Source organism: Runella rosea, from assembly GCF_003325355.1.
Taxonomy (GTDB): Bacteria; Bacteroidota; Bacteroidia; order Cytophagales; family Spirosomataceae; genus Runella; species Runella rosea.
Window position 1 is genome coordinate 1,941,801 of sequence record NZ_CP030850.1, and the last position, 20,747, is coordinate 1,962,547.

Below are 20,747 nucleotides of genomic sequence, written 5' to 3' on the forward strand. Positions count from 1 at the left end.
TATGTCAAACCGAATTTCTGTACTGGTTGGGTTGGGTTATTCTTCTGAAAAACCTTTGGATATGAGTAAGGAAACAAGTGGATTGTTTGATTCGCTTGACTCAAAGAAGGTAGATGTAAGGTATTTACCCAACCTGACTTTTCAAAACTTAGAAAAAAAGTTTAATTCACCGGAAGACTCTCATCAAATTCGGATATTCCACTACATTGGGCATTCTTCTTTAAAAGGAATTCAAATTGAAGAAGATGGTCAAATTATAAAGCTTTCAAAGGCAAGATTGGTCGATTTATTGAAACCGCAAAAGCTTCAATTTGTCTTCCTAAATAGTTGTCTATCGAAAGAAATAGCGAAGGATTTACATGAAGCAGGAATACCGGTTGTCATTGGCACATCAGAAAGTGTTGACAATGAAGACGCCATAAAAATTGCAACTTATTTTTATGAAGCACTGTCAGGGCAAAAAGGACGAACACTTATAGATGCTTTTTCCTTAACCTCTAACCATTTTAAAGCCCTTCAGGAACAAAAAAAATCAACGTTAAAGTCCACTTTTAACTTCCGAGGTCTCGGAAAAGGGGAAGACGAAAACCAAGATTTTGCGTGGAATATTTATTACGAAAATGCAAAAGAAGAAGATAAAAATTGGTGTCTGGTTCCGGCAAAAAAATTAGTATTGAGCAACGCCCAAGATGATGCTCGTAAGAAGGTGTTTTGTTTGTACGGAAAAACCCAAAAAGAGTATTATGAATTACTTGCACGTCATGCCAACCACCCAAAGTTAAATGTACTTATCAACGGAATTTGGGAAATCAGCGATGACAACGAGGGTACCTCCGACGATTTTGTGATTGAATGGAACGCCGCTGACACCATTGCTCATTTTTTGAATGAAGACTATCCGTACGATTTAGAAGAACTTTATCAAGATGCTTCCAATCATTTGCAAAGCAAAAATCACCTGTTCATTAACGTTGATAAATCACAAACGCAGGCGGTTAAGTTTCTGACTAAACAAGGCATTTTTCCGAATTTGCTTCTTCCAAGCGCGCAGAACATTGCAGCTACTTTTACTCAAGAAAACACTATTCGCGAAATACTACTCAAATCCTCTCATTTACAAACACTTATTGAAAAATTTGAGATAATATTACTTCCTGATTTAACCAATTTCTTCTCCCTTTCTTCCGATATACTAAGTAAAGATCTGGAGGATTTAGACTTTGAAAATGAGAAAAAGCCATACTTGGCAGGTATTCCCAAATTATTTTTTTCGCTCATCGAAGGTAGTACCGATTGCGCACAGACATTATTGGTTAAAACCATAAAAAAACGCATGGGAATTGGCTCAAACATAAAAATAGAAGTGTTAAATGTTGGGAAAAATCCGAGTATAAAAGACCCATTTTCTTTTGGAGTAGCCCTCATGAATCTGCTTCAAGTGGTAGCCAATCCTGAAATGATGAAAACCTGCGCAAATGCTATTTTGGATAAAAAAGACCCCTTCGTATTGGTTTTTGAAAATGTCAATCAGGCCACACTCGACATTTATCAACAGTGCATTCTGGACCAATTATGGAATGAATTGATAAAATCGTACCAAGAACGCATCGAAAAGGGGAATTTCACCTTACATTACCCACTGATGATTTTTGCGTTAAATTATGAACCTTTTTCTCTACCCGTACCAGCGCCTGTACCTTTGCCGTCTGTTCAGATTGAAAAAATATCGCCCGTAAGTCCTCTCTCAGAAAATGAATATAATGGCTGGTATTTCAGCAAAGAAGCGACCTACAAAGGATTTAAAGAACTGATTATCAACAAACATAAGATTGTAGGAACCCAACGAAAAGTGGCTATGATCGAAATCTGTAAATCATTAAATTGTGACCACAGCGTCATCGTCACCAAAGCCCTTGAACTCTCATGATACTCCCTAACAATAAACTTTCTTACCAAGGCGAGAAGCTAAATGAAACCATCAAATTGCGGTACAAATTGCCGAGCAATGAGGAATTAGAGGAAAAAATCGCCGAAAAAAGCAGCAAAGACGAAAGAATCGAAGAAGTCATTCCTGCCTATTTTCCGAGCAAAGAATTGATTGCAGCCGTCGAATATGCCCGATTGTTAGATCGTCCGTTACTGTTACGCGGTGAGCCTGGCTGCGGAAAAACCCGGCTGGCTCAGGCACTTGCGTATGAAATGTACGGACGAAATTACCGACGGTATTATTTTGAATGGTTTATCAAATCTACCACCAAAGTCAACGAAGGGCTGTATCAGTTTGATCATCTGGCTCGGCTTCGCGATGCCAACCTGAATATCAAATCAGGAGACGCGCCGACCACCGAAGACATTAGAAAATACCGCAAATTCGGGGCATTGGGCAAGGCGTTTCTCTACTCTACCCCACAATCGCCCGTCGTGCTTTTGATTGACGAAATTGACAAAGCTGATCTGGATTTCCCCAATGATCTGCTGTTGGAATTGGACCAAAAGCGTTTTTTTATCCCCGAAACCCGCGAAGAGATTACCGCCAAAAAACCGCCCATTATCATCATTACGAGCAACGACGAAAAAGACCTGCCGAGCGCTTTTTTGCGGCGTTGCGTGTTTCATTACATTGATTTCCCTGGCCCGGACGATTTGTTTAAAATTGTGTCGGCCAAGGCCAAAGCGCAGGAAAAACAGTTTGAAATTGCCCTTCCCAATGCTTTGATTGAAAGTATCATTTCACAATTCGGCGAGTTGAGAAAAAAAATGACCGCGAGCCAAACGACGGATAAGCTCCCCTCCACGAGTGAGCTGCTGGACTGGCTGCGCGTGATTCACTATTACTATTTTACTGATAAAACACGCCTCAAACTAACTAATAATGAGACACTTCCTTCCGAATTATTATTCCCAGAAGTGTTGCTCAAAACCTTGGACGATTATAAAACCAACAAAGCGATTTAATCTCGCCTCGCTAATAACGTCGGCGAGGTTTGGAACGCCAAACGGCCAGTTCTCACCAACGTTCGATTACCTCTCATAAAACCACAATGACCAAACCCACCGCTCTCTTTTATGATTTCTTCCAAACCCTGCGCAGCCGTGGCTGGGAATTGGGCTGGGAACAATATGAGTTGTTCATGCGCGGGTTTATTCTGTCAAAATTTGAAACCAAAGAGCAGTTACTCAATTTTTGTAAAACAGTTTGGCTTTTTCGGCCTGAACTGCGGGAGGAATTTGAACAACTATTTGACTATTATTACCGTCAAATCCCTGCGCAGTTTTTGATTGAAAAGAAAGAAACAATTCATATCAAAGCTCCAACGGGTGCGGGTAAACCGGAAGCAGCACCATCAGCGGCCAAAGAATTACAATCAAGTTCAAACAGCACATTAACACAAACGCCCCAACTCTCCGCACCTGTTCCGGAACTCAGCAACGAAACAGTCGAAGTTTCTCTCAATATTGATAGCAGTTCGGAAGGAAATGTCGCGAATGAAGTCTCCCCACTACCCTCGGCCAAAGAAGTAACGTTTTTGTTTTCTGAGCAAAAACATTTGCCTTTTACGGTTCGTAAAGCGTCCCAGACGCTACGTAAGTTGCGCGTACCCACCCAAAAGCGAAACACTCCCGTGTTGGATGTGCCCGCGTTGGTGCAGCAGGTAGCGCAGGAAGGCATGGTGAGTCGGCTCATTTATCAGCGCGAAAGTATTGGCGTTCAGCAGATTGTTTGGCTTTCTGACCACGGCGGCTCCATGCTTCCCTTTGAACCGTGGGAAAAACAGTTACTCGACATCGTAAAAAATACACCCAATATTCGGCAAACGGAACAGTATTTTTTTCATGATTACCCATCGCAGGAAGGCGATGATTTTAAGCTATTTACCAACCGTGCCCATACCGAAATCAAAACACTTTCGTCCATTTTGAAGGCGTCCAACAGGCATACTGCCATCCTCATTTTCAGCGACGGTGGAGCCGCCCGACGGCGTTTTGATTCTGAACGATTGCAGGTATTCCTGCCGCTCATCAATACCCTCAAGAACACCACGCAACGATTGGTTTGGCTCAATCCCGTGCGACAAACGCAGGGAACGATGTCCGATTATTTGTCTTTTTTGGTGTCGGTTCGGTATCCCAACAATGACGATCTCAAACGCCTGATTTTGGAGCTATGAAATCCCTCGCCGACCTTTTAGCACCCCTTTCCGACCCAACTGACCGCTTGCGACTGGATGCATTCGGACAAACGTATGCCACGCCCGAACATCTTTGGCTGGCGCGTTGTGCGGCTTTTCCCGTGGCACTTACAACGGATTTGCTCTACAAGATCTGGCTCAATTTTCGACAAACCGATACGGGCGAAACGGTAGACATTCCCATCAATGCTGTGGGGGATATTCTGCTCTCGCCCTTATGCCACGAGATTGGGTATGATTTGTACGAAATGTATCCCGAGGCGCGAGCCGTACTTTGGCAAAGTCTTTCTCCCGACACGGTTGCTTCATTGGCCGAGTTTACGTTGCGCTATTTGGATTTTTGTCGCGACAAAGTTCCTTCCGAAGCCTTTGCCGAAGCCCAGCGAATTAGTGCAGAAGTCATATTAAATCCTCAAAAAATAGCTGCATTTTTAGGTAAGTTGCTTTCAGAACGAAAAACCAACCTCGGAAGCAAAATCATGGCTGAATATGTGTTAAGTTGGGTCAAAAACCGTAATCAATGGGCCAACCAGAAGGGGTCAGTAACAACCGCCCAACGCGATTCTCTATCGGATTTAGCTCAAATCGCCGAGGGCATCCAACAATACGAAAAAGGAGAAATTACGGAAGCGAAAGCCACTTTTTCCTCCATTGCTCATTTACTCCAAGCCCCGCGCACTGGTGGATTTAACGTGCCTATCGCCAAAGAAATCTGGCAAAGTTTACCTATCAATGCTCCTGCTGAACAGCCCAAGGGGAAGATTTATGCGGTGTTGGTGGGGATTGATGAGTATGATGACGGACTATTAAACAAACAATTTAATGGCTGCGTTAATGACGTTTTGTCTTGGCAACTTTTGTTAAAAGAACGTTTTCAGAGTGAATCAACAGTTTCTTTGACAAATAGTAAAGCTACAAAAAGAGCTATTATCAATGCTTTACAGGATATTTTTAACAAGCTACAAGCTGATGATACTTTGTTTTTCACCTTTTCCGGGCACGCTTACAACAAAGAGTTACCCCATTTATTAGCTACCTACGATACCGATGCCGCACAAAAGGGAAGCTATCTTTCTGAAAATGAGTTCAGGTCACTCATTTCACAAACTGGTTCTCAGAACCCCTTTGTTACCGTAATTTTAGATACTCACGCAGGCAGTTCGGGGTGGATTGATACGAATAACGAAAAACACATTTTACTGGCCGCAACTGCGAATGGGGAAATATCAATGGAGGTTGATAAGAAAGGGCTTCTTACCGCTACATTACAAAGTATACTAGATGAAAATAAGTACTATCCTATTACTTATCAAAAACTGATTAGAGAGAGTTTTCGAAAAATAAAAAAAGCCAACTACAAGCAAACACCTCAACTCTTCGGTCATTATAATGCAATTACATTGACATTCTTAGCGAATAGTCTATTTTATGATACTTATTGGCACGAGTTGTTGGCAGTTTGTGGATATTCAAACAGTGAAAATAAAACCATTAAAGTAACTGCCCAAGATATTGCTGACGAATTTGGTCCCGAAATGACAGTAGGCAATATCAATTCAATCCTCGAAAAATACGCCCTACTTAAAGGCGCCGAAAAACTTAAAGTCGTTCGCATTTCTTCCGAAATGAGCGTTCGGCAAATTCCTCTTTTCCGAAGGGAATACCTCAAAAGTTTGCCGTATGAAGTTGAAATCAAAGACATCAGTCTGTTTTATGCTCCAAGTCGGGCAGGCTTGAAAGACAGCATGGGCTATCAGGAAGAAATTGAGGATGATCTGTCGTCACTTCAAGATGCTCACATTATCGTTTTTGTGCTTAACCGCGCTTTAGTCAATGATTTTACAAGACACACTGCTATCGCTCCTGTTATCAATCATTTAAGACGTTTTGAGTACAAAGTCGTTTGCTCTATTCTGTGGGAAGATTGTGACCGTGGTGAGACAGCATTGAGAGATTATCCCGTTTTTTCTTTACGCCAGCCTTTATCCCAAGCCCTTTTTCAGAAATACAATTTTGCACCCGAAGTGGAACGAGAAATTGAAGAATATTATCAAGATTGGCAGCCTGTCATTAATAAATGGATAACGGATTTAGCGGCGTTGGGCTTTGAAAAGGAATTGAAAGAGCGCATCGAAAAAGCCAAACAAACGCAGGAGTTGGATTTAAGTGGCATGGGCTTTGAAAAATTACCCGAAGCTGTATGGGAATTAGAAGTACTGAAAATCATTGATTTATACAACAACAAACTCTCTGAACTTCCCGAAAGACTGACGCAATTTCGGTCGTTGGAAAAACTGTTTGCGAGCAAAAACCCCATCACTTCGTTGCCTCTATTTCTATCCGATTTACCCAACCTTCGGGTATTGAAAATAGACGATGCGCAAATCACTGAATTTCCCAATTGGCTGTGCAAACATCCTGCGCTGGAAGATATTTCGTTGGAAAATAATCACATTGAAATTATCCCATCGGCCTTAAAAGAGTTGCCAAAATTGAGATTGTTTGATTTTAGGGGGAATCCGGTGATTAATTTACCTGTATTGCTGTTCAAGGCTTACAAGGACAACTTAAAGGAGTATATTTCTACACTTTTACTAACTTCATTCACAGAAACAATTAATATGACTGACGAGGCTGTATTATTTCTTGAGACTAACAAAACTGGCGAGATGAATACTATAAGCCAACTTTTAGGAGATACAATAGATATATTAAACACTTCAAAAAATAATTATGATGCTATATATCACCTCCCATCTGTGACCTACAGGCCTTTAATCGTCCATATACCTCAAAATAACTTATCGGAAGAGGAAATTCAAAAACTATCAAAACTCTTCCTAGAATACCCCACCAGCACTATTTTCTTCCTAAATTTCAGTAACTCCAAACGATTAGCCGAGCTGCTCTACCAACAAAAACACTCGCCTATTATCGCTTTTGAAGGAGAATTGGACGAAGAAACAGCCAGCAATGCCGTTCGTTATTTTTATACAGAATATCAGGAAAGTAAAAACGCTGCCTCGGCTTTTCAATACATGATATTAAAGTTACCAGAAACATCTTCCCAAGGCCTTTATACGCTTTATCGATACTGAAAATCAGACGCTTACAGCGTGACAAATAATTCAATCCTACACAAACTCCTTGGGCGATTGCCCCGTAAATTTCTTAAAGGCCCGATTGAAAGTGGATTTGGAATTGAAGCCGCATTCCAGCGCTACGCCCAACAGCGACAAATGCGCGTTGGCAGGGTCTTTGAGTAAGCGCTTGACTTCTTCCACGCGGTATTCGTTGACGAAATCATTGAAGTTTTTGCCAAAATTTTGATTGATGGCCGCCGACAACACGGAGGTATTGGTTTTGAGTTTGGTCGCCAAATCGCTCAACGAAAGTTCAGGTTCAAGGTACAGCTTTTGTTCTTTAAACAGTTGTTCAATCTTAGGTTTCCATTCCGAATAATCATTGTTTGGTACGGTTGGGTGGAGGCTTATCGGCGTAGAAGGCACGTTTTCCAAAGATAACGCATTAACTTCTAAGGGGTTTCCCCGAAATAGCAACTTGTTGGGCTGATGCTGGGTATATCCTTTTATGCCTACATAGCAGATAATTGCCACTGTGAGCAGGTGCCACCACCAATCCTGCTCAAAGGGCAAATCACCCAAGACGCGGTCGGCAATAGACCAGCCAAATTTGAATACCTCCCCCGCAATGATGAGGTAAATAAAATTGCGAAGCCACACAAAACTAATGGTCTCGGTGTCCGAAAATTGGGTTTCGGCCCAACGGCGGTATTCTTTGTAGAGACGCAGCGATTGATAAAAATAATAAATGTACGAACCCCAAATGGCAAGGCTCTCCAGCCAACCCAACCAATACGCCAATTCTGAACTTCGAAAGGTATCCACCGTTTTTTTTCCCTGCACAAAGACCACGAAATTAACCAGAAAGTAAATGGAATAAAACGAATAATGCCACAAATGGGCGGCTTTGAATCGAAAATCACGGTTGATTTGGGCTTTCAGGTAAAAATAAATTGTGGGCGCAAAGGCAAGATGAAAATAACGCGGAAATCCCTCAAATTTTTCCCAAAGAATATTGATACCCGAAAAACCAAAGGTATAATCCTGAATCTCCATGGCCAGAAAGAACATAACCCATCCCAAGAGTTTGTCAGAAAGTCGCTCTTCCTGCCAACCGCGCAACCAAAGTAAAACCGCAAATAGTAACGCTAAAAAGTAGCCGAATTGTAGAGGCGTTTGATAGATTGACATCGCAAATTTTATTTTCCGAGAGAGGCTTCTACCAGTTCCGTTCTTAAGTCATTGAGCTTGACGGCGTCGGTGTTGCTGAAAATAATGAACGTTTTATTTTCGTCAATCAGATGTAACCATGAAGTATTACTCCCAGAAATACTGCCCTGACGGTCGGCACACCGAATTTTTCTATCCGCAAATGTGTTTTCGCTTACCCAAAAACCGTAGGCCACGTACCACAATTCGGGATAGGATTTCAGCATTAACTCCGTACTTGTTTTTGACAACAATTGATTTTTAAAAATGGCTTGGTCAAACTTGAGTAAGTCCTCGGCCGTCGAGTACATCGCCCCTGAAGCATAAAAATTTTCAATCCAGTAAGGGTCATCGTTCATAAATGACTTGGCTGTTGAGTCGTACAAATAGCTATTTGTCAAACCTTTTACAATTTGTCCGTTCGATAATAAACCACTATTTTTTAATCTTACTTTATCCAAAATCCTTTCTTTTAGAGCTTGCTCAAAAGGTTTTTGAGTAATGGCTTCGATGATTTTCCCCAAAAGGATATAGTCTGCGTTTTTGTAGCTAAACTGCGCGCCCGGTTCACTGACCAATTTACCTGAGCAATATTTTCGAACGATGCTGTCCAACGGCCATTTAAGGGCGTACATGATTTCGTTGTTTTGGTCGAGATTTTCGATACCAGAGCTGTAGGTAAGCAAGTGATGGAGGTTTATCTTATCTTTCCCTTCTCCCTGATAATCAGGCAAATACTTCGATATTTTGTCGACGAGTTGGAGTTTACCTTCTTCCATCAGTTGTAAAATCAGGACCGCCGTAAATGTTTTGGTAATAGAGCATATCCGAAATTTCGTTTGTGGATTTATCAAGATGCCCTCCTGACGATTAGCCACGCCAACACCTTTCAGGTACTCAATCTTACCTTGATTTGCTACCAAAACTACCCCATTAAACGTATCATATTTTTTGAGGATGGCATCGTATTTCTGCGAAAAAACAGAAAAGGAAAGGAATAAAAAGCTGCTGAGGAGAAATTTCATAGGACACTGATGAGAATGAATAGCTGTATTTATGTCTTGATTAACTACTTAAAGCCAGTTTGGTTTAAGAGGCTGTGATATTTTACTTTCGGAATGTTGCTACTACATTTTTCTAACCTCTCCGTTGCCGATTATCCCAGAAATAGGTTCAATTCTCCCAGGTCCAAATTGCATGACGCTATTATTGCCCGAACCGTGCGCCGTAAGCGATATTTGAACATTTACTCTCACGTTGCCATTCCCGTAGCTTTTTACTTTTGCCGTTTTAGCCACCAGGCTCTGCGCCTTTACCTCTCCGTTCCCGTTCTTTTTGATATCGAGTTCATCAATGCTCCCTTGCAGCAAGACGTCACCGTTCCCCGCATTTTCCAGTCGAAAATACCGTCCGACAACCCCCGAAACGTGCAAAGTGCTGTTGCCACGGTGCTGAACCACGGAGGCCTCAGGCATAGTCACCTTTACTTTTATGCGCGTGTCTTCCACGTAGAGTTTGTTGTTGAAGTTTCCCTTCAAACCAATCGTCAGCACACCCTCTTTTTCTTCTTTACTGACTTGCAATAAAGGCTCTAAATTTTCATCAATTTCGATTTTAACGGAAAATGGTTTGCCGATTTCCACTTCAATCTTTCCATCCAAATCTTCCAGATTAATCTTGTCAAAATCCCGAATATCGAAGCTCTTCGAAACGACTTTTCCCGTGCCCTTTAACGGCCCGCGCTGGGCTTGTGTAGAGCAGGATACAGCACTCAAAATAGCAATAATGATTAATAACTTTTTCATGGCAATTACTGGATTAAAGATTTATAAGTGAGAATGTTATTATTTAAATTTTTGAGATATGAAATGGTCTAAACCAAACCTTCCCGAACCCATCACAATGGCGTAGAGTGAAATCCAGAGAAAGCCCATCGCAGGCAACATTCCCCACACTTCTCCGCCCCATTTTTGGAAGAAAATAGCGACCAACATTGTGCAAGCTACAATAGAACCTGCCAAACGTGTACCCAAACCAAGCACCAACAGCGCCCCGCCAAAGGTTTCCGCCAATACTGCGGCCCACGCAAAAAAAGTAGGGAATAACGCGAATATCCCACCAAATTTAGATACGTCTTCTACAAACCAATCGGGAGTAGGAAACTTACTGCCGCCAAAATTGACCATAAGAAAATAGCACCCTACAACGCGTGGAATGGCCAATAATAAATCTGAATACCAAGTGGAGGTATAAACAGGCGTGATGATTTTAGAGAGTACTGTTTTCATGGCTGTAAATGAGTTTTCAAAATTTAGTTTTTATATCCCATTGACAGACCTGTATCGCCTTTTACCAAAAGCTCGACGGTTGCGGAAGCATTGGCGTTGTTTTCAATACGCAAAGCGGTGTTTTTATCTACACTTACCTTCACTGTTTCGCTGGGTTTAACAATGACTTGCGAATGTCGCCCACCGCCGACGGGTGCTTTCCAAAGTTCTAGGTCTGTGGTGGAGGCGTTTTTTAGTTTGACCGAAAACTTGCCGTGTTCGTTGTTACCCAATATAAAGCTGTCCTGCGCTTTAATGTAGGTAGTTGAACTAAGCGTCCGACATGATGTGCTGATGAATGCTAAAGTGATGATGAATGCTGACAGTAACTTTTTCATGGTTTGTAAGATGGTTAGTCAATTGCTTTGTTGCGATTGATGATGCAAATGTGGAGCAAGGCCAAACCTTCTATGCTTCAAAACATGATTTGACACGTCTCAAATGATGATTTGAAACGTAGTACTTGCGAAAACGTCCAAAAAGCTGCATTTTCGGGGCATCAAACAACAGATGTATGTCAAAAAAGCAACGCAGCGGCATCGTTTATTCGACCGATCCCAACTTCCAATACAACGACGACGACTCGGACGAAGACGCCGAGACGCCCACGCCCAACCAGCAGGAACTTAAAGTATGGCTTGAGCGCAAAGGCGGCGGAAAAGTAGTAACCGCCATCAAAGGATGGACGGGAAAAACGGGCGACATGGAGGATTTGGCTAAGCAGCTCAAGACCCTCTGCGGCACGGGCGGCACCGCCAAAGACCGCGAAATTTTAATTCAGGGAGATTTCAGAGACAAGATTCTGACGTGGCTGTTGGCCAAAGGCTACAAAGCAAAAAAAGCAGGAGGTTAAGCTTGGCAGCTATCGCTACCTTTTTCTTCTTTTCGTGAGGGCTTTTTCGTTCAACTTCCACAATTGAACCCCAAAATAGGCAAGTGTGCCGCGTGGCTGTACACTTCGGCTGACAAGTGCTCCAAAATTACTGAAACCAATATAGGCAGGCCCAAAACGCACCGAAAAACCAATGGTCGGATTTTGATTGCCGTGTATCCACGTAACGGGCAGGGTAAATTCAGCATCTTCACCTTCAAAACGCGGGGTCAATGAGAACAGCTCAGGTTGAAAAATATACGTTGGCAACGCGCCAGTATTGGTCGGTTTTATCCAAGTGGCATTTACAAAAAAAGACTTTGCAAACTGTACGTCGGCATCTATGTTGATGGTACGCGGAAGCTGAGTTTCATAGCCATAGTCACGCGAATCAGACTTACCAAAAATTGTTTCCAGATTTTTGACTGAGTTATTCCCCAAATCAATAATTTGTTCCTGATTGATAGTCAGCTTATTGAGCGTACCACTGTATTGTTTTCCCGTACTTGGGTAACTGATTTTGCCCGCATCCGTAATCGCCGCCCCAACGCGTAAAATGTAATTGGCCCGGTCTTGAGAATGGTTTCTGATACGCCCTAACTCAACCGTAGCTCCCAAATCAAGGGCTGTACCTGCGCCATAATCAGCCGAAAACAAACTCCCTAGCCCAAAGGCTTTTACAGGCTGAGTGTAGCCATATTCATAATTTACATTCGATAAATCAAGTACGTATTCTTCCTGGTTCAGCGGACGAACTTGGTAATTGGCGCTCTTGAGGTTGAGGTACACGTTTCGCGCACCCGAAAAGCGCTTAATGGTTGCTCCCACTTTGACCCGAATCAGTCCCTCAATGCGTATTGGCATGGCCGCAAAGGTCAGTCCTGTTTCAAAAAAAGAATGTTGATTAAACGTAAAATCCTTAAAACTCCCCGTAGAAGCCTTCGTAAGACCATCATCAAGGCGGTTTTTATAGCTATCAAAAATCACCGAAGGAACCCCTGACCCTTGCACAAACCCTCTCATACGCGACTGAAAACCCACGACAAGCCAATTGTTTTTCCCCAAACCCAGGTAGCCCGACGGGGTTCTGAGTTCAGCAGTTACATTGATATTTTCGCCTTGTGTTTGAGTACCAGTCAGTTTGGATTTTCCATACATGTCTTTTTCGGCGTAGGCATTCCTGAAAGGATGAAAAAGTGCATCCGTCCGAAAATATTTAAAATATCGATTGGTGATGGTCGAATTAAAAGACACCAGATTGATGTGGTACCGATAGCGCGTCCCCGCGATTGAAGAAGGATTGAAGGTTGCTCGGTTGATACCAGCGTAATTGCTGCTGTGCTGCCCAATAAATTCCTGAGCGAAAACCCGTTGAGAAAATACTTCAATAAATAAAAGTGTAATCAATGTCCTTAATTTCATATACCGCCGTCTCAATGTAGTGTTGTGGATATAACGAAAAGCGTGCCAAAAATGAGCAAAAAACCATCAAAAATGATTCCAAAAAGTAAATAACGACATTTAATGAAGAAAGACGATGCCCCGCAGAAAGGTTAAGTTGTACCATTCCGCAGGAAAAAATCAGGTCATTGATGCGTTTTTTAAAACTCTATATTCGTTTTGATAATGAACGCTATATTCTTAAATTTGAAAATACATTAAATCAACTTGCTAATCGTCAAACAACTATGGGCTTAGAAGAATTTGTATTGGACAGAGCCAAACGGCAGGGACTGTATGAAGGCAGAAAAGAAGGCTTGAAGGAGGGTATGGAAATAGCCCGCCTTGAAAAAGAGCGCGCTTTTGTGACCAATTTGTTACAAAAAACCTCTTTGGATATACTTCAAATTGCCGACATAGCAGGCGTAACCATCACATTTGTGGAGGAAATAAAAGCGACACTAACTGCCTAATCACCGCGCCACACGTTCTTTATACAACTCTTTCTGTGCATTTTCGAACCGAAATTTCCCTTGCTCAAAGTAACGAAAAAATCATCCTTCAAACGCCTATTTTGACGGTAGGGTCGTGTTTTGCGGAAGTGATTGGACAAAAATTGGTTGATAACAAAATCCCTACACTGGCTAACCCCTTCGGGACCATTTTTAACCCACTTTCCATTACAAAACTCCTACGGCAGTCCATCACCCAGCAACTTCCCGACGAAAATTTATACGTTGAAAATCAAGGTGTCTGGTTTCATTATGACTTTCACTCTTCCTGCTGGGCTCCCACTAAAGAAGCCCTTACTTTACAATTGACGCAGCAATTACAGCGGGTACGGGAGTGGCTCTTGGGTACTAAGTGGTTGATTATTACCTTCGGAACAGCGTATGTTTATCAGCAAATAGCCACCCAATGTATCGTTGCCAATTGCCACAAAGTGCCCAGTAAACAGTTTAGGCGCGAGCTTTTATCCATAGAGGCCATTGTAAAAGATTTCAGAGATATTTGCTCATTACTCCGTTCTGAAAATCCTTCTATAGCGGTTATCTTGACGGTTAGCCCCGTACGGCACACCCGCGATACCCTGCCACTCAATGCCGTCAGCAAATCTATCTTGAGGGTTGCTTGTCATGAACTAAGCGAGACTTTGGCCAATGTTCATTATTTCCCAGCTTACGAACTTTTACTGGATGACCTGCGCGATTATCGCTTTTATAAGCCTGACCTCATTCACCCCAACGAAACTGCGGAGCAATACATTTTTCAACGGTTTTCAGAAACTTATTTTGACGATTCTCTCAAACAATTTGTCAGAGAATGGCAAAAACTAAAGCAGGAAATGACCCACCGCCCGCTGCACCCCAACTCGGCGGCCCACAAGCAATTTCTAGAAAATTTGCTAAAAAAACTTCAAAAAATAAGAACAAACGTGGGGGTAGATGATGAAATCACATTTGTTGAACAACAACTCCAAGCGCTTGAAAATTAGATCGTGAAGAAAAATTATTGGTTACTTATTGGATTGACTCTCTTGGCAGGATGTACCTCTTCAGGCCCAACTCCCCAAGAATCTGATTACCGCTTTTTCCCTTTGGAAACTGGGCGTTTTGTGGAGTACCAAGTGCAAGAAACGTCCTATGCGCTGAGCAAGCCGCCTGTCCAAATTACTTATTTTCTGAAAGAAGTTTGTGGCCCCGAACTTAAGGGGAGAATGGGACAAACCCAATATCAAATCAACCGTTTTAGAAGAAACACTACCGCCCAAAACTGGTCACCAGACTCGGTGTGGATGGCCTATCGCCTACCCGACCGCGCCGTAAAAGTCGAGAATAATCTCCCCCTCTTAAAAATGATTTTCCCGCTTTTCGACGGTCTCACATGGAACGTAAACCAGTACAATACCCTGCCGCCCCAAACCTGTAAAGCCCGCCTCTCTAATTTACCCTTTACCATTAATTCACTTTCGTTTCCCACAAATTTGGAGATTGTCCAACAAAAAGATTCAAGCTTGGTTTCTCTGGTTAACTTTACAGAACGCTACGCACCAAACGTCGGGCTGATTTACAAAGTAAGTACCACCCTTCAATACTGTCAAAACGCCAATTGTATCGGGAAAGGTATCGTTGAATTTGGCAATCGGAAAACCCTAACAATCAAAGCATACGGCCAAGAATAAACCACGCTACTTTAGTGAATAATGAATTTTCCCGTGGCCGTTTTTTCTCCAATCCTGCACCGGTATAGGTACGCCCCAGAAGCAGGCGGGTCTATCCAATACAATTCGTTTTCACCCAGCTGAGCATCAAATTTCAACTCTCTGACCTTTTTCCCTTCCTCGGAATATATCGTCAAAACGCCTTCTGCTGCTCCACTCAATTTATACACAAACCGGGCATAATCACTTGATGGATTTGGCGCTACCATGATGTTCAGTCGCTCTTGCACCTCCTCAATGCGGAATTGAATACGGTAGGGAATTCCCGCCCCATTTCCATTCACATCCCTTGCCTGTGCCAATAATTCATATTTCCCAGCCGCCAATACGCCTGGCTTGAACAGAACAGATAGATTTTGGAGTGTTTTCAACTCATATACACCATTGGTCAGCAATTTGAACGCACAGGAGTCGCAGGTTTTGAGATATAGTTGCACCAAAGTGGTGTCTAATTCCAGCGGGTTATCGTCAAAAAGCAAAACGCTAAAAACAGGTGTTGAAGACACAAGTGCCCCATTCTGAATCACTTTTCCATCAACGGTCACCTCCATGACTGGATTAAGACGGTCATTTGCGGTGTTGGCGGGATAGCGCGTCAACTGTTCCAACTGCGTCCAATTCAGCGTCAATTGAGCTTCGTTATTCTGCTTGTTTAATTCTTCAATCTGCTGTGCCGCATCAAGCAATACTTTTATATTATTGAAACCAGTATTCTTTTTAATGCTCAACAACAGCGTGTCTTTCTGAGTCGGTGCCTTTGCCGAAAACGTTTTGGTGGAAACTGTGCCGTTGGTTTCGGTTAGAGTGAGTCTGACGCTAAAACTTTTTATTTGTTCATCCACTTTTCCTGCATTGGTGATGATAACGCCTACCTGCACCGAATCTGACTGAGAAAACAATTTTTGGCTTTGAACAAACAGCCCTTTCGGTTCAACGGCATAATCGGGCTTATTGATTTTAAATAATACCACCGCTGGATCGCCCAAAAGTATGAGCTGATGCACATTGGCAATGTCAAATTCGTTCTCTTTGGTGGTAGCAATGGTGTTACTCACTTTCTGCAAAATTTCACCGATTGGCTTCCCCAAGGTTGCTTCCTGGTCAAACATTGCCGAATAAAGTTCTTTCAGGTAATGCGCCGAAATGGAAGGATAACTCCAAAAAGAATTGGATAGCACGCCAATTGAGCCCTTTTGGGGCGTCAAGAGCCAATCAGCCGCTAAGGTTTCGTACCGATAAAAGACATTCCCCACGCCGCAGCCATTGAAATACATGAAGGGATACCGACCTTTATTGGCCAATTGGGTAGCGGGGTCGGAGGCGTAGCCAATGTTGACGTCGGGCACCGTAGGCGACGCATGCCCCATAAACGTAATCATACCCAGGCCCTTATTGACTTGGTCGGCAATGGAAAGATTCTCCACTGGCTCATTGGTACGTTTTGTGTATACTTCCACCTTGCCACCCAAAGATGATTTTTCCACAAATGGCTCCAATGCGCCCAAAATTCCTTTTAGTTGCTGTATTTCTTCCGTTGATTTACCGCCGCTCAGGTGTAGGATTTTTTTGGCATTTAGGGTCGGCGGCGCTTTCTCAAATTCCTTTACTTTATTCAAATACGACAATACCTGCTCATTAATAGAAGCGCTTATACGACCCGTTCTGAACGCAGGCGTATTTTGGTTTGCACCACCCAACCCCGCCGATAACAACACATCCGAACCTGGATAACCAAAAGTAGGAACAAAATCACGGTCTTGCCAAGTTTTAAGAACATCAGGAAAGCTGACCCCATTGCCGACGAGCAACAGGTAACGGTCTTTTTTACCCGTCTGAAGTTGATAATTGAGAAAATTCCGAATGCCCAACGGCCCGCGCTCACCATAATTAAATTGATCATAGAGCTGCTCAATATTAGCGACCACTACTTGACGCGCTCCTCCTTCGGCTGATTTGCGGTAATCGGCATAGGCTTGGGAGGCGCTTTCGAGTCCTTTATGGGTAATGATAACGTAATCAGCCCCCGCTGGGTAAGGAGTAAAGTTTACCTTTTTAAAAGATTCACCAGATTGAGCGGCCGTTGTTACAAACAATGTTCGGGCCTGTGCAGTGCCCAGCACAACGGTTTGCCAACGACCATCAGTCCATTTGCTTTCCAGCGCACGCGGATTCATGGGTTGTGTTACATCGTAAACAATAGGGGTAACAGATAAAGGAATCCCTTCAATGGCTACCGTCGACTGGTTGGCAGGATTGGGTACCAAATAAAAATATTTTGAAACATGGCCGTTCATTTCAATCCGCTGAGGATAAACGACTTCGTATTTCGTAAGAGAGTAGAACTCATACTGATTGTTCAAGTCTGATTTCATTCTGAGCGTGAACGTATCCCTAGCGTCTAGCTCGTTTTCAGCCACCGTAGTTTTGATAGATTGGTGATTGAATCCGAAAAAATCAAGGGTTGCAAATGTATGTTGACCCACCGAGACATGGATCAAGTGAAACGATTCATAACGGCCGTTCAACAAGGCGGTGAGTTGAATAGGATAACTAGAAGAGGTAACCCGATTGGTGAGCGCAATCATTACCTGTGCCAACGAATCGCGTCGAATCATTTTGCCCGTCCATCCTTCACCTTTCTCGTAATAGCTTTGCTGTAAAAACGGCACCAAGCCATTGTTATTATTGAACGACCATTCGTCACTGTACTGTTTTACTTCTCGTTCCAAGTGGAAGGCTTCGGGAGCGGCAGCAGTGGCCTGATACCCAAATTCTTCCATTCGTTTCCCTTTATTATTAGGAACAATAGTCAAGAAATAGGCGCTTTCGTCAGTGTAAAGGCTCCCTGTCGTTGGTGGGCGGGCCGAGTAAGGTCGGTAAACCAAACTGTCTTGAATACCCGTGTTCCCCTGAGAGAAAAATTCGATGTAACTACTTTCCGTTAACTTACCATTAGTAACGCCAGTTACCCGAACCGCAACTTCTTCGCCTCGATAAAATAAGAACAACTGGTCTACCAATGCGGACGCGACTGGAAAACCCGCTTTACGCAATTGGTCAACACTGATTCGGTATACGCCTTCTTTCCTTAAGGAAATTTTGAAGTAGGGCTGTTCATATTTAATCCAGTCATTGGTGTAAAGCTCCTGCCCCATTGACTGCTGTATGCCTATCCCCAGAAAAAAAGCCAGGATAAATATTCTCATATTCACTTTTCTCCAATCGTTCTTTGATATTGAGGCAAGTTAACAATATATGCCTATTTACGGCAATAAATGACGCATATTGCTCCACAATCAAGTACAATTTAGAGACTCAGCAATCCTATCCTTCGGCGGAGGCCACCTGTTGTTTTACCCACTTTTTTAAAAGATTAAAATTGCGAGGTCGGCGCATTTTTAGGATATTCACGGCTTTGATCAGGCGAATACAATCCTCAAAATGGCGCTGTAATGCCGCTCCCTCCAGCAGTCGGGGTGGCAAAGGAAAGTGGCGAAACAATTCAATCGGACTTTCAATCAGTTTTAGCTTACCTACTTTTTGGGAATAAGGGCGTTGTAAAATGATAATTTGATGGAGAGGAACGAGTGCGGTAGGAAAAACGGATAAAGGCTGCTGATACAAAAATTTATTATGCCCCTCAAAGGCTGGTTGTAAAAGGTTTTTATCAAACCCCAGATTGTCTACCGCACTTTCCCAAATCTTTACCTGTGGAAACCCCGGAAGTACAAAAGGCTGGCCAACGGCATCAAACCAGATCGCGGTAAGGTCATCACTCAAAATAGCGTGTTCCTGTTGTGCAAATGCCGACAAAGTTGTTGACTTTCCCGCACCTGGGCGGCCAATAAATACGGTGGCCTTTGCACCTACCTGCACTGCGCTTCCGTGTAACAAAAAAAGATTCCGCTGAAACAACACCATTCCCAGGGCTTCGCTCAGGGTAAAAAGTCTGAATACATCTTCATCATCCGTCAATTTTTCATATTCCAGTACCTTTCCGCCAGTCATTTTAAAATTAGCCAGTTCTGGCCAATGAAGAAATATACACGACTCATTTTCACCAAATTGAGCGCGGACTCCTTTTCTATAAATCAAGGTTTGATACAATTTTGGCAATGTGAACTGCGCTTCTTTCAACACAATATCTGCCTTTCCTTTTGCCGCAGGTAACTGAAGATCTATATCTGAATCAATGGTCAAATCATACGCCCGAAAAAGCATTCTGCAATTGGTTTGTAACGAGTAAAAAATGGATCGCAAGTTAGGAATAAATCTAGACGCACCTTATACTTCACCCTTTCAATTTGTGTTGATAATTGTGTTTAATTCCAATCCCACAGCGGGACATAACTTACGTTTGGCACGTCGCCAATGACAATTTTTCCTTCTTTTTCAATCCACGCATGTGCACTGAATTGTTGCACGGGATTAGCCACACCGATTTTCAAAACAAAGCCGTCATCGCCCTGTAAAAAAAATTTCACCGCCAATGCTTGAGGAAGGCACAATATAGACATCGGAAGCGCTGAGCTAACTACACCTACGCTCCAAACCAACTGTTTTATGTAAGATATTGGGTAGTTTTTGGCAGAGGCGTTTGCAATGCAATGCGCGTAAACAGTTTTGAAACTTTTGAAAGACAACAGCTTCAGGCCTAGTTTTATCAGAAATATAACGACTGTTACCTGAAGCAGAAGCCACTTATCCGAGCTCGGAAGAGCAAGCCATTTTTTAAAGCGTCTCCACCAGTTTTTCATCGATCAATTGCATTAAGAGCGTCTTGATATCATGCTCACAGGTAGCCTCCTCTACCTCAAATTCTTCCAAGATAGCGTTTTTAAGTTCAGCAAGTGTTGAAGGCTTTTGTTGAAGTTGTTCCCATATAAAGGTTCCTACCTCATTAAGATCATAATAAATACCCGCATCATGATTCAAGATAATGGTCTCATTGTCAAGGCTAGAAGATACCTGCCGGGGGGAAAGCTTAAAGGTTTGATTTACATCAAAATTCATGACGATGGATAATTGCGGCAATATGCCCGTTTAAATATGAAATAGAAAAGTATAAAATTAAAGCAAAACTTCTGATAAACACAGCTCCTCTTTGTGATTTCTCGAATTCTTTGAAGCTTTAAGCCTCTTTCTGAATCAAAATGTTATTTAGATATAACATCAAAAGATAGTCTTTCTGAAAGTCGATGCCGAAGGGAATAAATAAGGAAGATAAGCTGTGATAAGTACGAGTTCCGTCAAATTTTTCAACTAATTTATGGATCAATGGGGAAACAACCACGTGGGTATCAGAAGATAAATAAAGTGCGTTGCGCCATTCCTTCCAATTCATCCGCTACAGGTTTATCGTCAAAGTAAATAATACCGCAAATTCCACTCATTAATCATAACATT

At 42.6% G+C, this 20,747-nt stretch carries 18 protein-coding genes; 8 read left to right on the forward strand and 10 right to left on the reverse strand.

What is annotated here, in order from left to right; all coding sequences use genetic code 11:
* Position 1: 1 nt before the first annotated feature.
* The 4 genes from DR864_RS08295 (at position 2) to DR864_RS08310 (ending at position 7,288) form a co-directional block, all read left to right on the forward strand.
* Positions 2-1,927 carry a CHAT domain-containing protein gene (locus DR864_RS08295; RefSeq protein ID WP_114066519.1) on the forward strand — a complete coding sequence of 642 codons (1,926 nt, stop codon included), beginning with the start codon at positions 2-4 and terminating at the stop codon, positions 1,925-1,927.
* Positions 1,924-2,955, forward strand: coding sequence for an AAA family ATPase (locus tag DR864_RS08300; RefSeq protein WP_114066520.1), 1,032 nt, complete (start codon positions 1,924-1,926; stop codon positions 2,953-2,955). Before DR864_RS08295 ends, DR864_RS08300 begins: the two co-directional genes overlap by 4 nt.
* Positions 2,956-3,041: 86 nt before the next feature.
* Positions 3,042-4,169 (forward strand): hypothetical protein, encoded by a 1,128-nt coding sequence (locus DR864_RS08305; protein WP_162793645.1) that lies wholly within the window; start codon positions 3,042-3,044, stop codon positions 4,167-4,169.
* A complete protein-coding gene (locus tag DR864_RS08310; protein ID WP_114066522.1) occupies positions 4,166-7,288 on the forward strand; it encodes a leucine-rich repeat domain-containing protein in 3,123 nt (1,040 codons plus the stop codon). The genes DR864_RS08305 and DR864_RS08310 overlap by 4 nt, the downstream gene beginning before the upstream one ends.
* Positions 7,289-7,324: 36 nt before the next feature.
* On the opposite strand, the gene DR864_RS08315 is transcribed toward DR864_RS08310, so the two are convergent.
* The 5 genes from DR864_RS08315 to DR864_RS08335 form a co-directional block, all read right to left on the reverse strand.
* The gene (locus tag DR864_RS08315) at positions 7,325-8,464 is read right to left on the reverse strand and encodes a helix-turn-helix domain-containing protein (RefSeq protein WP_114066523.1); all 1,140 of its coding nucleotides are present in this window, start codon (positions 8,462-8,464) and stop codon (positions 7,325-7,327) included.
* Between the two features lie 8 nt (positions 8,465-8,472).
* Complete coding sequence (locus DR864_RS08320; RefSeq protein ID WP_114066524.1) at positions 8,473-9,507, reverse strand: serine hydrolase domain-containing protein; 1,035 nt, start codon at positions 9,505-9,507, stop codon at positions 8,473-8,475.
* Between the two features lie 102 nt (positions 9,508-9,609).
* A complete protein-coding gene (locus DR864_RS08325; protein WP_114066525.1) occupies positions 9,610-10,287 on the reverse strand; it encodes a GIN domain-containing protein in 678 nt (225 codons plus the stop codon).
* Between the two features lie 39 nt (positions 10,288-10,326).
* A complete protein-coding gene (locus tag DR864_RS08330) occupies positions 10,327-10,770 on the reverse strand; it encodes a DoxX family protein (protein WP_114066526.1) in 444 nt (147 codons plus the stop codon).
* 23 nt (positions 10,771-10,793) lie between these two features.
* Complete coding sequence (locus tag DR864_RS08335; protein WP_114066527.1) at positions 10,794-11,147, reverse strand: hypothetical protein; 354 nt, start codon at positions 11,145-11,147, stop codon at positions 10,794-10,796.
* Between the two features lie 176 nt (positions 11,148-11,323).
* Between DR864_RS08335 and DR864_RS08340 the strand changes: the two genes are divergently transcribed.
* The gene (locus tag DR864_RS08340; RefSeq protein WP_114066528.1) at positions 11,324-11,662 is read left to right on the forward strand and encodes a translation initiation factor; all 339 of its coding nucleotides are present in this window, start codon (positions 11,324-11,326) and stop codon (positions 11,660-11,662) included.
* A 15-nt stretch (positions 11,663-11,677) separates the two neighbouring features.
* Here the strand turns inward: DR864_RS08340 and DR864_RS08345 are convergent, their stop codons facing one another.
* Positions 11,678-13,102, reverse strand: a complete 1,425-nt coding sequence (locus DR864_RS08345) for a DUF5723 family protein (RefSeq protein ID WP_162793647.1) — start codon at positions 13,100-13,102, stop codon at positions 11,678-11,680.
* A gap of 170 nt (positions 13,103-13,272) precedes the next feature.
* Between DR864_RS08345 and DR864_RS08355 the strand changes: the two genes are divergently transcribed.
* The 3 genes from DR864_RS08355 to DR864_RS08365 are packed head-to-tail and all read left to right on the forward strand — an operon-like array spanning position 13,273 to position 15,302.
* Positions 13,273-13,593, forward strand: a complete 321-nt coding sequence (locus DR864_RS08355) for a hypothetical protein (RefSeq protein ID WP_114066531.1) — start codon at positions 13,273-13,275, stop codon at positions 13,591-13,593.
* Positions 13,594-13,628: 35 nt separating this feature from the next.
* A complete protein-coding gene (locus tag DR864_RS08360) occupies positions 13,629-14,615 on the forward strand; it encodes a GSCFA domain-containing protein (protein WP_114066532.1) in 987 nt (328 codons plus the stop codon).
* Between the two features lie 3 nt (positions 14,616-14,618).
* Positions 14,619-15,302 carry a hypothetical protein gene (locus tag DR864_RS08365; protein WP_114066533.1) on the forward strand — a complete coding sequence of 228 codons (684 nt, stop codon included), beginning with the start codon at positions 14,619-14,621 and terminating at the stop codon, positions 15,300-15,302.
* Positions 15,303-15,313: 11 nt separating this feature from the next.
* Here the strand turns inward: DR864_RS08365 and porU2 are convergent, their stop codons facing one another.
* The 4 genes from porU2 to DR864_RS08385 all read right to left on the reverse strand — a co-directional run bounded on the left by porU2 (position 15,314) and on the right by DR864_RS08385 (position 20,354).
* Entirely contained in the window at positions 15,314-18,547 is a 3,234-nt protein-coding gene (gene porU2 / locus DR864_RS08370; protein WP_114066534.1) for a putative type IX secretion system sortase PorU2, read from the reverse strand.
* A gap of 118 nt (positions 18,548-18,665) precedes the next feature.
* Positions 18,666-19,562, reverse strand: coding sequence for a phosphoenolpyruvate carboxykinase (ATP) (locus DR864_RS08375; RefSeq protein ID WP_114066535.1), 897 nt, complete (start codon positions 19,560-19,562; stop codon positions 18,666-18,668).
* A gap of 101 nt (positions 19,563-19,663) precedes the next feature.
* Positions 19,664-20,098 (reverse strand): lasso peptide biosynthesis B2 protein, encoded by a 435-nt coding sequence (locus DR864_RS08380; protein WP_114066536.1) that lies wholly within the window; start codon positions 20,096-20,098, stop codon positions 19,664-19,666.
* Positions 20,073-20,354, reverse strand: coding sequence for a PqqD family protein (locus DR864_RS08385; protein WP_114066537.1), 282 nt, complete (start codon positions 20,352-20,354; stop codon positions 20,073-20,075). Before DR864_RS08385 ends, DR864_RS08380 begins: the two co-directional genes overlap by 26 nt.
* Positions 20,355-20,747: the final 393 nt, after the last annotated feature.

What these genes read in the sequence shown, in the direction of transcription:
- DR864_RS08295 (WP_114066519.1), top strand. Translation starts at nt 2, where the DNA reads ATGTCAAACCGAATTTCTGTACTGGTTGGGTTGGGTTATTCTTCTGAA.
- DR864_RS08300 (WP_114066520.1), top strand. Translation starts at nt 1,924, where the DNA reads ATGATACTCCCTAACAATAAACTTTCTTACCAAGGCGAGAAGCTAAAT.
- DR864_RS08305 (WP_162793645.1), top strand. Translation starts at nt 3,042, where the DNA reads ATGACCAAACCCACCGCTCTCTTTTATGATTTCTTCCAAACCCTGCGC.
- DR864_RS08310 (WP_114066522.1), top strand. Translation starts at nt 4,166, where the DNA reads ATGAAATCCCTCGCCGACCTTTTAGCACCCCTTTCCGACCCAACTGAC.
- DR864_RS08315 (WP_114066523.1), bottom strand. Translation starts at nt 8,464, where the DNA reads ATGTCAATCTATCAAACGCCTCTACAATTCGGCTACTTTTTAGCGTTA.
- DR864_RS08320 (WP_114066524.1), bottom strand. Translation starts at nt 9,507, where the DNA reads ATGAAATTTCTCCTCAGCAGCTTTTTATTCCTTTCCTTTTCTGTTTTT.
- DR864_RS08325 (WP_114066525.1), bottom strand. Translation starts at nt 10,287, where the DNA reads ATGAAAAAGTTATTAATCATTATTGCTATTTTGAGTGCTGTATCCTGC.
- DR864_RS08330 (WP_114066526.1), bottom strand. Translation starts at nt 10,770, where the DNA reads ATGAAAACAGTACTCTCTAAAATCATCACGCCTGTTTATACCTCCACT.
- DR864_RS08335 (WP_114066527.1), bottom strand. Translation starts at nt 11,147, where the DNA reads ATGAAAAAGTTACTGTCAGCATTCATCATCACTTTAGCATTCATCAGC.
- DR864_RS08340 (WP_114066528.1), top strand. Translation starts at nt 11,324, where the DNA reads ATGTCAAAAAAGCAACGCAGCGGCATCGTTTATTCGACCGATCCCAAC.
- DR864_RS08345 (WP_162793647.1), bottom strand. Translation starts at nt 13,102, where the DNA reads ATGAAATTAAGGACATTGATTACACTTTTATTTATTGAAGTATTTTCT.
- DR864_RS08355 (WP_114066531.1), top strand. Translation starts at nt 13,273, where the DNA reads ATGCGTTTTTTAAAACTCTATATTCGTTTTGATAATGAACGCTATATT.
- porU2 (WP_114066534.1), bottom strand. Translation starts at nt 18,547, where the DNA reads ATGAGAATATTTATCCTGGCTTTTTTTCTGGGGATAGGCATACAGCAG.
- DR864_RS08375 (WP_114066535.1), bottom strand. Translation starts at nt 19,562, where the DNA reads ATGCTTTTTCGGGCGTATGATTTGACCATTGATTCAGATATAGATCTT.
- DR864_RS08380 (WP_114066536.1), bottom strand. Translation starts at nt 20,098, where the DNA reads ATGAAAAACTGGTGGAGACGCTTTAAAAAATGGCTTGCTCTTCCGAGC.
- DR864_RS08385 (WP_114066537.1), bottom strand. Translation starts at nt 20,354, where the DNA reads ATGAATTTTGATGTAAATCAAACCTTTAAGCTTTCCCCCCGGCAGGTA.